12 protein-coding genes and 1 pseudogene are annotated in these 14,799 nt (G+C 65.3%); 7 read left to right on the forward strand and 6 right to left on the reverse strand.

Features of this window, described 5'->3' with window-relative positions; genetic code table 11:
* Positions 1-348 precede the first annotated feature (348 nt).
* The 4 genes and pseudogenes from HWX07_RS37240 (at position 349) to HWX07_RS01015 (ending at position 3,663) form a co-directional block, all read left to right on the forward strand.
* A pseudogene (locus tag HWX07_RS37240) lies at positions 349-779 on the forward strand (STM2901 family protein).
* Positions 779-1,117 (forward strand): DUF1493 family protein, encoded by a 339-nt coding sequence (locus HWX07_RS37245; RefSeq protein WP_175874811.1) that lies wholly within the window; start codon positions 779-781, stop codon positions 1,115-1,117. Before HWX07_RS37240 ends, HWX07_RS37245 begins: the two are co-directional and overlap by 1 nt.
* Before the next feature lie 185 nt (positions 1,118-1,302).
* A complete protein-coding gene (locus HWX07_RS01010) occupies positions 1,303-1,506 on the forward strand; it encodes a hypothetical protein (RefSeq protein WP_175874812.1) in 204 nt (67 codons plus the stop codon).
* 42 nt (positions 1,507-1,548) lie between these two features.
* A complete protein-coding gene (locus HWX07_RS01015; RefSeq protein ID WP_175874813.1) occupies positions 1,549-3,663 on the forward strand; it encodes a phospholipase C, phosphocholine-specific in 2,115 nt (704 codons plus the stop codon).
* A gap of 87 nt (positions 3,664-3,750) precedes the next feature.
* Here HWX07_RS01015 and HWX07_RS01020 read toward each other — a convergent pair whose 3' ends face one another.
* Positions 3,751-5,070, reverse strand: a complete 1,320-nt coding sequence (locus HWX07_RS01020; RefSeq protein WP_175874814.1) for a galactosyl transferase GMA12/MNN10 domain protein — start codon at positions 5,068-5,070, stop codon at positions 3,751-3,753.
* Positions 5,071-5,476: 406 nt separating this feature from the next.
* Between HWX07_RS01020 and HWX07_RS01025 the strand changes: the two genes are divergently transcribed.
* The 3 genes from HWX07_RS01025 (at position 5,477) to HWX07_RS01035 (ending at position 8,694) form a co-directional block, all read left to right on the forward strand.
* Entirely contained in the window at positions 5,477-6,619 is a 1,143-nt protein-coding gene (locus HWX07_RS01025) for a DUF2827 domain-containing protein (protein WP_175874816.1), read from the forward strand.
* 783 nt (positions 6,620-7,402) lie between these two features.
* Entirely contained in the window at positions 7,403-8,206 is an 804-nt protein-coding gene (locus HWX07_RS01030; RefSeq protein WP_124702140.1) for an EAL domain-containing protein, read from the forward strand.
* Between the two features lie 71 nt (positions 8,207-8,277).
* Positions 8,278-8,694 carry a hypothetical protein gene (locus HWX07_RS01035; protein ID WP_175874817.1) on the forward strand — a complete coding sequence of 139 codons (417 nt, stop codon included), beginning with the start codon at positions 8,278-8,280 and terminating at the stop codon, positions 8,692-8,694.
* Positions 8,695-8,751: 57 nt separating this feature from the next.
* Here the strand turns inward: HWX07_RS01035 and HWX07_RS01040 are convergent, their stop codons facing one another.
* From HWX07_RS01040 to HWX07_RS01060, 5 genes are read right to left on the reverse strand one after another with little or no spacing between them, the layout of a single operon-like run.
* The gene (locus HWX07_RS01040) at positions 8,752-10,725 is read right to left on the reverse strand and encodes an FkbM family methyltransferase (protein ID WP_175874819.1); all 1,974 of its coding nucleotides are present in this window, start codon (positions 10,723-10,725) and stop codon (positions 8,752-8,754) included.
* A 24-nt stretch (positions 10,726-10,749) separates the two neighbouring features.
* Complete coding sequence (locus HWX07_RS01045; RefSeq protein WP_175874820.1) at positions 10,750-11,886, reverse strand: DUF2827 family protein; 1,137 nt, start codon at positions 11,884-11,886, stop codon at positions 10,750-10,752.
* 33 nt (positions 11,887-11,919) lie between these two features.
* Positions 11,920-12,387, reverse strand: coding sequence for a DUF4019 domain-containing protein (locus HWX07_RS01050; protein WP_175874821.1), 468 nt, complete (start codon positions 12,385-12,387; stop codon positions 11,920-11,922).
* A 26-nt stretch (positions 12,388-12,413) separates the two neighbouring features.
* Positions 12,414-13,568 (reverse strand): DUF2827 domain-containing protein, encoded by a 1,155-nt coding sequence (locus tag HWX07_RS01055; protein WP_175874822.1) that lies wholly within the window; start codon positions 13,566-13,568, stop codon positions 12,414-12,416.
* 14 nt (positions 13,569-13,582) lie between these two features.
* Positions 13,583-14,728: a DUF2827 domain-containing protein gene (locus HWX07_RS01060; protein WP_175874823.1), complete on the reverse strand. Its 1,146-nt coding sequence runs from the start codon at positions 14,726-14,728 to the stop codon at positions 13,583-13,585.
* Positions 14,729-14,799 lie beyond the last annotated feature (71 nt).

The following is a 14,799-nucleotide window of genomic DNA, read 5'->3' on the forward strand; positions in this document are numbered from 1 at the left end:
TCTGCGTGTCGCATCTTCACGATTTTTGAATAATGCCGGGATTCTCGCCGGCGACCGGCCGCTCGACATGCGCTGTCGGGTTGCCTTGCACCGGTTTGCCCGTTGCAACAGTTGTTCAAAGATCGAAACCGGCCCCGTCCGGACTGCTTCGCCAAAACGACCTGACTGCTTTCTCTTGTGGAGAAAGGCCGCGTGCGATCGCGACTGCTTTCCGGGGTGTCCGGGAAATGAGGCTTGATTGAAGAAACCGCTGCGCGTTCCTGCTCATGCGCGACATGGCTGCGTTAGCGTAATCGCCGGGATGTGCGGCCCGGTGTCCTGCGCAATGTAGCCGAGAGAAAGACCGAGATGGCGAACAAATATAAGTACGGAATTCACATCGACCTTACCCCACCAGAACTTTTCTGCCTGATCGTTATCGACGTGGCCTGTGAAGAATTGGGTATCGATGACGCTGTCGGGATTGCAATGATTTTGTTAGGTCAAAGGTTCGTGCCGACCAGAGGGAAATTCGGCGGAGCAGTCAAGGGAACCTCGATCGCATCCAGGGTATCGAGAAAGATATTGCCCTATGAGCTCAAGTACAAAATTCGCCAACGGTAACGTCATTCAGGAGCCTCCTGCTGCTCAAGATCAAATTTACCCGGGAGCTCGGCACCTTTGTCGGGCGGGCCGTACCGGTGGTCGGTTGGGTCATTACCGCTATCGATATATCGGTCATCATGTATCGCTCGACAGTCACGTACAATGGCTTGGTCAAGCAGGAGGATCGCTTTTAATGGACGGTCGTCTGATAGAGATGGTGCGGGATGAGGCCGATTCGCCACTATGGGGCGCGCTCGAGATTACCGAGGACACGGATCTCTGCATCGATCTTGAAATTTCCGACAGGGCCATGTTGAGATTGATGCGGAGATTTTCGGAAACGTTTGGTGTCGATATTTCTGATTTCGACATTGATTATTATTACCCTTCCCGGAAACTGGGAATGGGCCGATTCTTGATGACGGTATTCAGGTCGCCATTTAGTGCCGACGCCAGGGACAAAATACTGGAGCGTCCGCTCACCATCAAAATGATGGAGACGGCGATTGAAACCGGGCGGTGGACGATGTAACGGCTCGAAAAACGGCCAGTCGACGGCGCACCTGCCATTTCCGCACCCACGCGGGCATTCGCATGCACGTCGGCCCCTGTCACGCGACACTGTCGTGTCACACGTCGAACATAGCATCTCGGCGTCGATATGACCGGCGCGGGGTTCGCGTCCGCGTCACGTCATCATCCTCACGGAGAACCGTTATGCGAACGTCGGCCCTACGGCCTCTCGCGGTCGCCGGTCTGATCGCGCTGACCGCCGTCCTCGGCGCCTGCAACGACGACCTGAGCGCACCCGCCGCGCCCGTCGCGCAGCAGAAGGCCGCGTGCGGCGGCGCCGTGGTCGCCACCGCGCAGATGCGCTGCCCGCCGGGTTTCACCGCGCCTGCATCGTCGCCCGCTTCCTGATACCGGCCGTTTCCACCAGAAATCCCATCAAGAGCAACCAGCATGGCCACTCATTCGCGACGCGATTTTCTGAAGTTCTCGGCCGGCCTCGCCGGCGCGACCGCCGCCACCGCACTGCTGCCGGAATCGATCCGCAAGGCGCTGGCGATCGAGCCGAACACCGTGACGGGCACGATCCAGGACGTGCAGCACATCGTCGTGTTCATGCAGGAGAACCGCTCGTTTGACCACTACCTCGGTCACCTGAGCGGCGTGCGCGGCTACAACGACCGCTTTCCGGTCACGCTGCCGAACGGCAAGCCGGTGTGGTTCCAGCCGCGCCAGGAGGACAAGTCGAGCGTGATCGCACCGTTCCGCTACGACACGACCAATCCGGGCGTCAACGCGCAATGTATCGGCGGTCTGCCGCATACCTGGGCGACCACCCATGGCGCGATCGACAACGGCCGCGCGGATCAGTGGGCCGTGCAGAAGTCGAACATGACGATGGGCTATCACGTTCGCGACGACATCCCGTTCCACTACGCGCTCGCGGATGCATTCACGGTGTGCGACAACTACTTCTGCTCGATCCCGGGCAACACGCACCCGAACCGCATGTACCTGATGACGGGCATGGTCGATCCGCTCGGCACGGGCGGCGGTCCACTGCTCGACAACACCGACTACATCGACAACCAGTTCGACAAGATCCAGTTGCCGCCTTTCAGCTGGACGACCTACCCGGAACGGCTCGAACAAGCCGGCATCTCGTGGCAGGTCTATCAGCAGGGCACCGGGTTCGACAACTTCACCGGCAACTACGGCACGAACATGCTGGCGTGCTTCAACAATTTCGTGAATGCGCCGGCCGGGTCGTCGCTGCAGACGCGCGGGATGAGCACGCGTCCGATCACGCAGTTGAAGGCCGACGTGCAGGCGAATACGCTGCCGCAGGTGTCGTGGCTGCTGCCGCCGGCCGCGTATTCGGAGCATCCGAAGTTCACGCCGCTGTACGGCGCGTACTACCTGTCGACGATCCTCGATGCGCTGACGTCCAACCCGGACGTGTGGAGCAAGACCGTCCTGCTGATCATGTACGACGAGAACGACGGCTTCTTCGACCATGTCGTGCCGCCGTCGGCGCCGACGCTGCCGGGCTCGGGCATGAGCACCGTCGACGTGTCGCTCGAGCGGCACAACGTCGTGACCGCGACGCAAGCCGGCACCTATACGGCCGACAACCTGCCGTACGGCCTCGGCCCGCGCGTGCCGATGTTCGTCGTGTCGCCGTGGTCGAAGGGCGGCTTCGTGTGCTCGCAGGTGTTCGATCACACGTCGGTGCTGCAATTCATCGAGAAGCGCTTCGGCGTGATGGAGACCAACATCTCGCCGTGGCGCCGCGCGATCTGCGGCGACCTGACGTCGGCGCTCGACTTCTCGAAATCGGATGCGACGCTGCCGACCCTGCCGAACACGCAGGCGTATGTCGCGCAGGCGGACCTGCAATGCTCGCGCGCGTCGTCGCAGACCGCGCCGGCCAGCACCGCGCAGCAGGTCGTGACCGCGCAGGAACCCGGCACGCGGCCGGCGCGCGCGCTGCCGTACGAATTGCACGTCACCGGCCAGCTGCAGGCGCAAGGCTACGCGCTGACGTTCGCGAATACCGGCACGCAGGGCGCGCACTTCTGGGTCTATACGGGCGACCCGACCGCGATGCCGCGCCGCTATACGGTCGAAGCCGGCAAGCAACTGACCGACACGTGGGCGCTCGATGCGAACGGCAACTACCTGGTGAGCGTGTGGGGGCCGAACGGCTATTTCCGGCGCTTCGCGGGTTCGGCGGCGGCGGATGCCGCGGCCAAGCCTGAAATCACGCCGTGCTACGACACCGCGAACGGCGACGTGTACGTGACGATCGCCAATGCGGGCACCGGCCCGCTCACGGTCACGGCAACCGATGTCGCATACGGCGGCGCGGCGCGCACGCTGACGGTCCCGGCCGGGCAGCGCATCGAAGCGCACTGGGACCTGTCGTGCAGCAGCCACTGGTACGACCTGCAATTCGCGGTGGCGGGCAATGCCGGCTGGACGCGCCGCATCGCGGGGCACGTCGAGACCGGCAAGCCGAGCATCACCGATCCGGCGGCCGTGGCGCCGACGATCGCGGCGATCTGACGACCGTAACGGATGCGACGACGCGCCGGCCGGTGGAATCCGGCCGGCGCGTCGTGTTTGTGCGTCGAGGGTATGGCGGCGCTTGTGTCAGGGCAGCAGCCCGTCGTCGTGCGCCATCATCAGCGCACGCATCGCGGACCACATGCCGTAGTAATGCACGATGTAGCTGTCCGCGCGGCGAAACAGCCAGGGGGTGTTGAGGCTGACGAGATCGGCCACGCCTTCGCCTTGCAACTGCCCGTCGCGCTCCATCGCGCGAATGAAATGCAGCTGGTCGCCGTCGCTCGCATAGACGCTCGAACGGTCGTGCAGCGCGGCGATCGTCGTCATCAGGTCGCGCAGCATCGCGTCGTTGCGTTCGGTGCGGCGAAACGCCATCACGCCGGAATTGAACGCCCATTGGCCGATATCCTGCGCGAGCAGCCAGTCGCGTCCTTCGAGCAGCGGCGCCAGCGGTTGCCGCTGGTTCGCGATCAGCACGTCGGCGTCGAGCCACACGACCCATTCGTGGTGCTGCAGGTAGGCGTGCAGCAGCCACGGCTTGAACCAGTTGCCCGTCGCGTTCAGCCCGATCTCGGCGGGAATGTCGCGATGCACGTACAGCGTGTAGCCGTGCGTGTCGCAGTAGCGCCGGAAATTCCGTTCGGCGACGCGTGCATAGCTGCCGATGTTCGGCGTGTACAGCATCATCAATGCGATCGGTCGGCCCGGGTTGTACGTGCTGCGCTCGGCGGTTTCGTCCTGCGCGGCGGCCGCGTGATCGAACGCGAACAGCGGCCGGCCGGCGGCGCGGCAGCGGTTGATGTACGCGACGAGCGTGTCGCGAAAGCGCGGCGTCGCGCCTTTGCGTTCGGGGTCGTGCGGCGTGTCGTCGAGGCTGATCGCGAACGTCGGTTCGCGGCTCCACATCGGATCGAGGTCGGGGCCGGACGGCATGACCGCATACAGCCCGTCGATCGGCGTCATGTAGCGATGCGTATCGAGCTCCGCGAACAGCGCGGCTTCCGACGTCAGCCTCGGCTCGCTGCCGAGCTTGCAGCGCTGCACGAGCCGCATCACGATCGCACGCACGTCCGGCGTGTTGCGCCAGATCTGCACGTCGACTTGCGGCAGCGGCGACGCGAACGCGTCGACCAACAGCATGTCGCGCCCGGTCATCAGGCGGTCGAGCGCGACGGGTTCGATGATTGCGGCATCTTCGCTGAGCAGCAGCACGAGTTCGCCAGGGGGGGCGCCGCGCAGCACGTGCAGCAGCGATTCGTAGCGATGCAGCGGGCGCAGCGGCAGTGCCTGCGGCATGCCGGATGCATCGACGATCTCGTGACGATAGCCGTGCACCTGCGCGTACCAGCGGTGGTTATCGAGGCTCGCGGGCGCGTGCTGGCTGAAATGACTGAGGACGATCATCGCGCGCTCCGAGCGCGGGGAAGCGCGCACACGATCCGCGCGGTGCGCTTCAGCTCGGCATGCCGTCCGGATACGCTGACCGGCGAGCGCCGCCCCGGTTCGTCGTGGAGGGTCTGGAAGCCTTGCGCGGCATCATGTTCCATGCTTTGTGTGCCTTGGTCTTGATCGTGGTGCGGCGAGGTCGTGTGCTGCGCGCCGAACGCACCGAGAAAGCCGGCCGCCGGGCGGCACGAGTATCGCATAACGATCGGCCGGATTGGCCTGGCCGGGGCGGCCGCTGACCATCCCTGACAGTGTGCGGCCGGCGCTCCGCTAGAATGCCGGATCGCCGCCGCTTGACGCGGGCCGCGCGTCAAGCGCTACACTGCGCCATGCCATCCCCGTTCAACCTTCCATCCTGCCGACGATGACGTCTCCTGTTCTGACCGGCCTGCGCATCGGTATCACGATCGGATTGCGTGCCCCCGACGAAAGCCTGTGGATCAACGGCATCAAGCAGAACGCGCTGTTCCTCGCGAAGCTGCTGATGGCGTCGCCGCACGGCTATCGCGTGACGCTGGTCAACACGACCGACGTGCCGCTGACCGATGCCCTGCCGTGGGATCGCAGCGTGTACGACACGCGTGCGTTCGCCGACATGAAGGATGCGCTCGACGTGGTGATCGAGCTCGGCGGGCAGGTCAACGCCGAGCAGACGGCCTACCTGAAAGCGCGCGGTGCGAAGCTCGTCAGCTATTGCTGCGGCGTCGAGTACATCGCGGCGATGGAGTCGATACTGTTCGGTCGTCGGCTGTGGGATTCGCTGTTCATCAATCGCGGCTACGACGAAGTGTGGGCGATTCCGCAGATCGCGCCGTCGTCGCTGCCGTTCCTGCAGTCGCTGCGCCGCTGCCCGGGGCGCGTCGTGCCGTTCGTGTGGGACCCGATGTTCCTCACCGAACGCGCGCGGTCGCTGCCCGAGCACGGCGAATACCGGCCGCGCAGCGAGCCCGGCAAGCGGCTCACGGTGATGGAGCCGAACCACGACGTCGTGAAGTTCTGCGTGTATCCGATGCTGATCATCGACGAGGCATATCGCCGCGATCCCGATGCGATCTGCTTCACGCACGTGGCGAACGCCGATCGCCTCGCGCACGACAGCCCCGAGTTCGTGATGCTGATGAACTACCTGGACATCGTGCGCGCGGGCAAGGCGAGCTTCGTCGGGCGCTTCGATACGCCGCTGTTCCTGGCCGACCTGACCGATATCGTCGTGTCGCACCAATGGTCGAACCCGCTGAACTATTTCTATTTCGACGTGTGCTGGCAGGGTTATCCGCTCGTGCACAACGCGAGCCTCGCGCCCGATCTCGGCTACTACTATCCGGACAACGACGTGCAGCAGGGCGCCGATGCGCTGCTGCGCGCGCTGCATACGCACGACGACGACTGGCAGGCGTATGCGCGGCGCCAGCGCGAAATTCTCGGCCGTTACACGTCGGCGAATCCTGCGCTCGTCGCCGAGTACGACGCGCTGCTCGCGAACCTGATCGGCGCGACGGCGGCCTGAGGCACGTTTTCCGCGGCGCACGTCCGTTGCGCTGCCGGCCACCGTCGGGTTTGTCCCGCCCTAATGTCTGACGAAATAGTGCCGTTAAAAAAGAAACCGCCGAACCCGAGGGGTTCGACGGTTTTGGAAGGCACGAAATTGACGGCTCCGAGGGAAGTCCGTCAAAAACAAGTTTATAGGTTAACAAGTCGGAAAGATTGTTAAATATGGTTCAATTTATAATCTTCATATAATTGAAGTTGGTATTATTGTTTGAACGGGACTTGATTCAGTTTCGGAATTTAATGATATCGTTTGAAACGAGAAAATTGAATGCTGCGATGATCGAATCACGCGCGGCGGCAGGTTTTCCGCAGGTGATCGCATGTGTGGAAGCTGGTGTTTCCACCCGGCATATCGAGTACGTACGACACTTCGCGGCATGGTATTTATCTGATCAATTGGCGGTGTCCCGATTCGCGCGACCAGCCAATCCGGGAAGGGATGATTCGGATAAAACTGTTTAGATGAAAAAGATAAACGATTCGGATTTATGGTTTTCGTGATTTGCGTTGTGTAACCTGTCGCACTGTCGGCACCGCGCACGCATGGTGTATTTCAAGTAACCGAATATCGTAAAAATATCGAATTTGACGGCGCGCCGAAGCGAACAGTACGCCCCCGGAAAAAATCGACATGACAGGATTGGCCGGGTAGGCGGCGGAGCGCGTCGAGGTAGGCTCGTTCCGCATATGTGTTGAGGTCGAGCCGTGATCGGCGGCTCGCCATTTGCCGGAGCGCCGGATGAATGCGGTCGAAGCTCGCCAGGAGGCGAACCGGAAAGCGAATCGTGACGAAATCGATCTGGTGTTCGGCGTACCCGCCGATCATCCCGACCTTGCGTCGGTACGCAGTTTCGTCGAAAGCCGGCTCGGATTCGCGCACGAGCCCGTGTGCCGATCCGACCTGTCGGGCGGCGTGCTGTACCAGGAGCGCCTCGCGCGGCTGCGGTGGGGCGAGCGCGATGCGTTGCCGCCGCTCGCCTTCCTGCCGCGCCTCGAGGCGCTCGGGCTGATGCGCTGGTTCGACCGGCTGGTGGTCGGCCGCACGATCGACGCGCTGCGCGCCGAGCCGGGCGCCGTGTACGGTTGCAACGTCACGGCAGCGAGCGCCGTGCTCGACGACGCGTGGCTGGCCATCTTCAGGCGGCTCGAGCGCGAGCCGTCGGTGGCGGCGCGGCTGGTGATCGAGATCACGGAGACGGGGCCGCTGAACCCCGTCGCGGGCCGGTCGTTCGTGAACCGCTTCCGGCAAGCCGGGTGCCGGATCGCGATCGACGATTTCGGCGTCGGTTTCAGCGCGTTGAACAATCTGGTGGTCGGCAACCCCGACATCGTGAAGCTCGACCGGTCGGTCCTGTCGTTGATCAAGCGCAACGCGATCGGGCGTTACCAGTTTCGCCGGCTGATCGCGTTTGCGCATGAAGGGGCGCGGCACGTCGTCGTCGAAGGCGTGGAAAGCGAGACCGACCGGCAGATCATCGTGGATGCCGGCGTCGCGTGGGCACAGGGCATCCGCTTTTCATGGCGGTCGCCGGCGGCGGCGTGAGTGCGGAAGCGGGCAGGGCGGCGCGCCGGGTGCGTGTCGCGGGTGGGACGAATCGCAAAGGGGACGTGGGCATGGCGGGGACGAAAGCCGGAGGCGGAACGGGCACGCAGGCGACCGATGTGCGCGACCTGGTCGCGCTCGCCGAACTGGCCGACATGCTGTGGCAACTGGGCGCCGAGTCGACCGAGGCGCCGATCGATGTCGCGCCCTATCTCGACGGCCTGACGACCGTCGCGTGCCGCATTCAGCGGATGAGCCCGCTCGACGCGGGCGGCCGCGAGCTGGCGGCCCGGCACTATTACGCGGGCGTCATCGCCGGTGCGTGCGGCGACGAGTCGGCGATCGCGCGCGGCGTATCCGACAGCCTCGTCAGGCAATCGGGCGGCGCAGGCCGGCCGGCGGCCCGTTGCTTCGTGCTGCTGGCGCGCATGGGGCGGCGGCATGGCCGCGCGTTCGCCGCGCAAAGCGGCGATCGGGTACTGGTGTAACGCAACCGGCGCGGATGCTGGCCCGGTACCGCGGCCCGCTCGCGCGGCCGTCGAATCTCAATCCTTCCCGAAACCGCCGAGCACCAGCGCCATCGCGCGGTCGATCGCATCGTCCCATCGACCGACGTGCGCGGCGCGCACGATCCGGATGCCGGGGTAGAGCGCGGTGCGCGAGCCGGTTTCCCAGCGCGCGTCCGCTTTCGGGCTGAGCAGCAGCACGGCCGGCACGCCGAGTGCGCCGGCGAGATGGATGTGGGCGGTGCAGGTGGTCACGACGGCGTCCATCGCGAGCATCAGCGCGGCCAGATCGCTGAAATCGCCGATTGCCTGATGCGGGAAGGTGACCGGCAGGTCCGATTGCTCGGATTGCGCGGACAGGTCGCGATTGAGACAGTACGCGGCGTAGCCATGCATCCGCGCAAGCGGCGCGAAATCGCGCAGGCTGGCTGCGCGATGGAAGCGTGCATCGCTTTCGTCGCGTCCGCGCCAGTTCAGCCCGATGCGACGCGTGCCGGGCGCATGGCCGTCGTGCGATACGCGCTCGCGCCACGCGGCCGCATGCGCGGGCGGGCACGTCAGGTACGGGGCCGGCATGCCTTCCGGCGTCGGCGCGTAACCGAACTGCGCGGCGAGCACCAGGAATGAACACCAGTAGTCGTGGGCGAGCTGCGACGTGTCGACCCATGCGCCGTGCGCGCCGACGAATTCGATGCGCGGGAACGTCTCGCGCAGCAGGCCCGTCAGCGCGTCGGGTACGACCACGGTCACGCCGGCGCAGCCGAGCGCGTCGAGCGCATGCAGGTAGCGGGCGTACTGGAGCTGGTCGCCGACGCCGCCATAGCTGAGCACGAGCAGCCGCTTGCCGTGCAGCGGCTGACCCTGGTAGAGCCGTTCCGTCGGCAGCCCGAATTGCGCGGCCGTCAGCACGTTTTCGCTGTCGATGGTCGCGCGTGCGGCCTCGTCTCGCCGGCCGGCGCGCAGCAGCAGCGCCGAGCGCGCCAGCTGGATGCGCCCGCGCGCCGCGTCGGGCAGCGCGGCCGGATCGCCGAAATGGTCGAGTGTCGCGAGCCCGGCCTCCGGTGCGCCGGCGAAGCCGTAGCACGACGCGAGCTGCAGCGCGATCGCATCGTCGTCGAGCCCGCGGCCGCGTGCGCGTTGCCAGCGGTCGATCGCGTGTCCCCACTCGCCGCGCGATTCGTGGTCGAGCGCGCGGTTCCAGTTCGTTTCGGGGGCGTCGGCGTCGGTGGGCGCGGCCGTCGCGGAATCCGTGCCGCGTTCGGCCGCCGAGCCGGCGGCGAGCGGTTCGCCGGTGATGAACAGGCGCTGCCGGTCCCAGCGCGGGTTCGGCACGCACAGCATGTTCAGCCCGTCGATCCGGTAGAACGTGTAGTCGAGACCGGCGAACGTGTCGATGATGGGCGCCTCGCCGACTTTCCAGTATTCGATCCAGCACCACGGCAGGTTCGTTTCGATCAGCCGCCGCGCGCCGCGCAGCGCGTCGATTTCCATTCCTTCGATGTCGAGCTTCAGGAAGTCCAGCCGGGGCAGGCCGAGCGAATCGAGCCTGACGACCGGCGTGGGCGTGCCGCCGGAGGCTTGCGCGCCGACGGGCGACACCGAACCGAATTCGGCGTCCTGCCCGTAGTCGACATCGGGCACCTTCATCGTGCCGTTGGCGGCGGCCAGCCCCATGTTCAGCAGATGGAGGTTGTCGAGCTGGTTGAGCGCGACGGTGCCGCCGAGTGCGTGAAACAGCGTGCGTTGCGGCTCGAACGCGTAGACGCGGCCGCCGCGCTCGCGCAGCCGGTGCGCGATCGGCACGCACACCAGCCCCGCGTTCGCGCCGCCGTCCACCGCGATCGCGCCGTCGGGCAACTGATCGATCACCTGCAGGATCGTGTCGAGTTCGCCCTGGATATGCGGCCGGCCGGTCTTGATCAGCGCCTCGGCCTGCAATGCGCAATGCCGGTTGATGACGAACGGGCCGTGGATCGAATCGATCACGACGAAATTGCGGACGGTCTGATTCATGGGCTGGGGCGCGTGCGAAGGCAATCAGCCGAGCGGGCGGTCGGCGAACAGGTGCTGGATCTGCGCGGAATACGCGCGGACGTTGTGCTCGGCGAGCGTGTCGACCTGGTGCAGGCAGCGGCGGGCGGCGGCCGCGTAGTCGTCGAGCCGTGCGTCGTGCGTCCGCGCGGCGGTCGCGATCGCGCGCGCCGCATCGAAGATCTCGAAGTCCGGATAGTAGTAGCCGACGTCGCGCAGGAACGGCGAGTTGTGCACGAGCGGGTAGTTGCCGTACAGCGCGTCGTACAGCAGGTAGTTCAGGCCGTTTTCCCAGTGGTGCGACACGACGATGTCGGTGTGATGCGCGGCCCATGCGACGAACGGCGCGCGCACGTCGGCGGTGGCCTTGCCGTCGCGCACCATCTCGAGCCCGAGCGCGAGATGCTTGAAGGCGACGTTTTCCTTCTTGTCGAACGTGTTGGTCATGTAGACGTGCTCGACGAGCTCCGGATGCTCGACGTAGCACGCGTTCGCGGCGAGCATTGGCACGATCGCGCTCTTCACGACGTTCAGATTCGGCTCGAAGAACGCAATGCGCTTGGCCGGGCCGTGGTTGCGATAGCCGAAGCGGGCCTTCAGTTCAGGATCGGCGTCGAGGCTGCGCTCGATGAAATACGGCGACCAGATATGCGGCAACTCGATCACCGGGGCACGGTACACGGCCTGGAAATACGCGGCGCACGTGTGCATGTGCTGCGGATTGGTCCAGATCTCGTCGAACTGCACGCGGTGCGGGTTCGGCCGCCAGTCGTTCTTCTCGAAGTTGATCGTCTCGACCGCGATCACGTAGTCGTTGCCGAAGCGATACGACACGCACTTGCCGCCGCGCTGGCGCACGACGTCCGTGTGCGATGGATCGATGAACGCGTTCATCTCGATCAGCAGGTCGGTCTGGTGAACGACGGCCGACAGCGGCCGCAGCGCGTCGCCGAACGCGTCCATCATCAGCGCCTGCGGATACTCGGTGATGCCGTTGTCGTGCGCGAGCCAGACCTCGCCGATCAAAGGCGACTGCTTCAGCAGCATGTACAGGTACACGCAGTGCTGGTTCGCGCCGTTGTACCAGATCGACTGCGTCGCGTCGCGCTGCACGTTCATCGTTATCGCGACATTGAGTTTCATCGGATCGGCTCCGTGGGGCGGGCAGTGCGCGGCTTACTGCGCGGCGCTTTGCGTCTGACGCGGCACGTAGCCCGTCAGATGCCAGCGGCCGTCGGTTTCGAGGCGAAAGCTCAGCTTCTCGAACATCGTGGCGCCGCTCGTGAGCGTCGTCGCGTAGTCGACGTTCGCGTAGAGCCCGTCGGGCATCCCGGTCGTCCGCTCGTAGCGGATGCGCGTGACCTGCGCCCAGCCACGATGGCTGACCGCGCCGACCGACTGGCGTGCCTGCTGCATCTGCGCGGCGAACTGGTCCTGCTTGAAGCGCGCCTTGACGAACGGCGCGGCGTCGGTCCATACCGCGCCGTACTGGCCGGCGTCGAGCTGCTTGAACACCGCATCGGAGTCGCGCAGCAGCGTGTCGGCCGATTCGCCGGCGGCTTGCGCGTGCGCGCCGATCGCGATCGATGCGGCGGCGCAGCCGATCAGCCATTTTGCGCGGGTGAGGGGCGGGCGTGCGTTCATTGTCAAGGTCCGGAAAGGGCGGCGCGTCACGCGTCGCGATAGAGGTTGGCGATCGCGTCCGTATAGGCGGCGACGTTCTCGGGGTTGTAGATGCTGACCGAGCTGAGCACGTGCTTCGACTGCTCGCGGTAGGCGTCGAGATTCGCGTCGTGCTCGGCGAACGCCTGCAGCAGCGCGCGGCCGCCCGCCTGGCAGTCGAAATCCGGATAGAAATACCCGGCCTTGCCGAGGAACGGCGAGTTGTGGATCAGCGGATAGTCGCCGTACAGCAGCTCGTAGTACAGGTAGTTCTGCGCGTTCTCCCATGTGTGCGACACCACCGCATCGCCGTACGCGGCCATGAACTCGTACACCGCATAGCGGCTTTCGAACGTCGTGATGCCGTGATTCACGATGTCGAGGCTCTTCGCGAAGTGCACGAACGTCGGATGCTCCTTCAGGTGGATCGTGTTGCACACGCGCACGAACTCGAGGAACTCGGGCTTCGCGCGATACGCTTCCTCGGTCACGAGCATCGGAATGACGCTCGTCTTCACCATGCAGATGTTCGGCTCGAACATCGTCACGCGCCAGCGCGGCTTGCCCGGCTGATAGCCGAACGACAAACCGGCGCCGAGCGTCGCGCGCGCCTTGTCGAACAGCATCGGATGCCAGATGTGCGGGACGATCGTGACCGGTGCGCGCAGGCCCGTCTGGTAGTAGTGCAGGCACGAGCGCTCGAACTCGGGAATCGTCCACACCGCGTCGTACGGCGCGCCGGAGAACAGGAAACCCGACGGCTTGTCGAACATCGCGCGCTCGATGTCGATCACGTAGTCGTTGCCGACCCGCATCGTGACCACCTTGCCGCCGCGCTCGCGAAACGCGCGCAGGTAGTCCGCGCCGAACTGCGCGCTCATTTCGATCAGCACGTCGCAGCGCTCGAGCGCTTCATCCATCGACAGCAGCGGCACGTTCCACTCGCCGAGCATCATCTGCGGATCGGCGACCTGTTCGCCGCCGTTCACCATCACGGCATCCGCGACGAGCGGCGACTGACGCAGCAGCAGGATCAGCAGCAGGCAGTTCTGGAAGATGCCGTTTTCCCACAGCGACTGGCCGGCGCCGCGCACGAACAGCGACACGCCGACGACGAGACGCTTGCCCTCGCCGGGCGCTTGACGGGCATTGGAGTCCGACATGCGTATGCTCCGGTTCAGGCGACCAGACGCGAGACGAACGCGTCGAGGTTCGCGGGGTTGTCGATCGAGACCGACTGCAGCAGCCGGCCCGCCTTCGCGCGGTAATCGTCGAGGCGTTCGTCGTGATGCAGCCACGCTTCGAGCAGCGCGCGGCCGCCGGCGGCCGAGTCGAAGTCCGGGTAGTAATAGCCGGCGTCGCCGATCAGCGTCGAGTTGTGGATCAGCGGATAGCCGCCGTACAGCACGTCGTAATACAGATAGTTCTGCCCGTTTTCCCAGTGGTGCGACACGACCGCATCCGCGTGACGCGCCATGAAGCCCGGCAGGTCGAGTCGCGGCTCGAACGTCGCCTTGTGCTGGCGCACGAGATCGAGGCTGTTCGCGAAGTGCACGAAGGTCGGATGTTCCTTCATGTGCATCGAGTTGACGACGAACATGTGTTGCACCGCATCAGGCCGCGCGCGGTAGAACGCGTCGCACGCGAGCATCGGGTAGTGGCAGGACTTCGCGACCGAGATGTTCGGCTCGAGCATCGCGAGCTTCCACGGCCGCTGGCCGGGCCGATAGCCGAACGTCGCGCCTTCGTCGGCGAGCGTGGCCACGCGGCGCTCGAGGAAGTACGGCGACCAGATGTGCGGCATCAGGTGGACGGGCGCGCGCAGGATCGTCCGCAGCATCGGCGCGGCGGTCTTGTCGTATTGCGGCAGCAGCCACACTTCGTCGAACGGTGCGCCGTTGAACACGTGCCCCGACGGTTTCCCGAAGATCGGCGTTTCGCACAGGCCCGCATACACGTGCCCGCAGAAGAACGCGGCGATCTTCTTGCCGAGCGCCTTCATGTGCCTGAGCCATTCGACCGGCAACTGCGCGCCCATTTCGATCACGACGTCGAGTTCGTGCGTGACGTCGGCGGGTTTCACGAGGGGGATGTCGAGGCCGTCGAGCTCGAGGCCGGCCGGCAGTGCAGTGGCGTCGCCGCCGTTCAGGAAATAGACGGGACCGACGCGATCCGAGCGCTTGAGCATCATCGCGAGGAACGCGATGTTCTGGTGAATGCCGTTTTCCCAGATCGCCTGGCCGTCGCGCGCAAACAGCGAGATGCCGACGGCCGGCCGTTGCTTGCGAGTGCCGCCCGCGGCGGCTTCATTGATGTCCGTCACCGGTTGGTTTCCTCTGCGGCGTCGTGCGTCCGGGCATCGCGTCGAGCGTCTGGCCGGCAGCGGCGCGCCGT

The organism is Burkholderia sp. BCC0097 (assembly GCF_902832985.1).
GTDB lineage: Bacteria > Pseudomonadota > Gammaproteobacteria > Burkholderiales > Burkholderiaceae > Burkholderia > Burkholderia orbicola.

What these genes read in the sequence shown, in the direction of transcription:
- HWX07_RS37245 (WP_175874811.1), top strand. Translation starts at nt 779, where the DNA reads ATGGACGGTCGTCTGATAGAGATGGTGCGGGATGAGGCCGATTCGCCA.
- HWX07_RS01010 (WP_175874812.1), top strand. Translation starts at nt 1,303, where the DNA reads ATGCGAACGTCGGCCCTACGGCCTCTCGCGGTCGCCGGTCTGATCGCG.
- HWX07_RS01015 (WP_175874813.1), top strand. Translation starts at nt 1,549, where the DNA reads ATGGCCACTCATTCGCGACGCGATTTTCTGAAGTTCTCGGCCGGCCTC.
- HWX07_RS01020 (WP_175874814.1), bottom strand. Translation starts at nt 5,070, where the DNA reads ATGATCGTCCTCAGTCATTTCAGCCAGCACGCGCCCGCGAGCCTCGAT.
- HWX07_RS01025 (WP_175874816.1), top strand. Translation starts at nt 5,477, where the DNA reads ATGACGTCTCCTGTTCTGACCGGCCTGCGCATCGGTATCACGATCGGA.
- HWX07_RS01030 (WP_124702140.1), top strand. Translation starts at nt 7,403, where the DNA reads ATGAATGCGGTCGAAGCTCGCCAGGAGGCGAACCGGAAAGCGAATCGT.
- HWX07_RS01035 (WP_175874817.1), top strand. Translation starts at nt 8,278, where the DNA reads ATGGCGGGGACGAAAGCCGGAGGCGGAACGGGCACGCAGGCGACCGAT.
- HWX07_RS01040 (WP_175874819.1), bottom strand. Translation starts at nt 10,725, where the DNA reads ATGAATCAGACCGTCCGCAATTTCGTCGTGATCGATTCGATCCACGGC.
- HWX07_RS01045 (WP_175874820.1), bottom strand. Translation starts at nt 11,886, where the DNA reads ATGAAACTCAATGTCGCGATAACGATGAACGTGCAGCGCGACGCGACG.
- HWX07_RS01050 (WP_175874821.1), bottom strand. Translation starts at nt 12,387, where the DNA reads ATGAACGCACGCCCGCCCCTCACCCGCGCAAAATGGCTGATCGGCTGC.
- HWX07_RS01055 (WP_175874822.1), bottom strand. Translation starts at nt 13,568, where the DNA reads ATGTCGGACTCCAATGCCCGTCAAGCGCCCGGCGAGGGCAAGCGTCTC.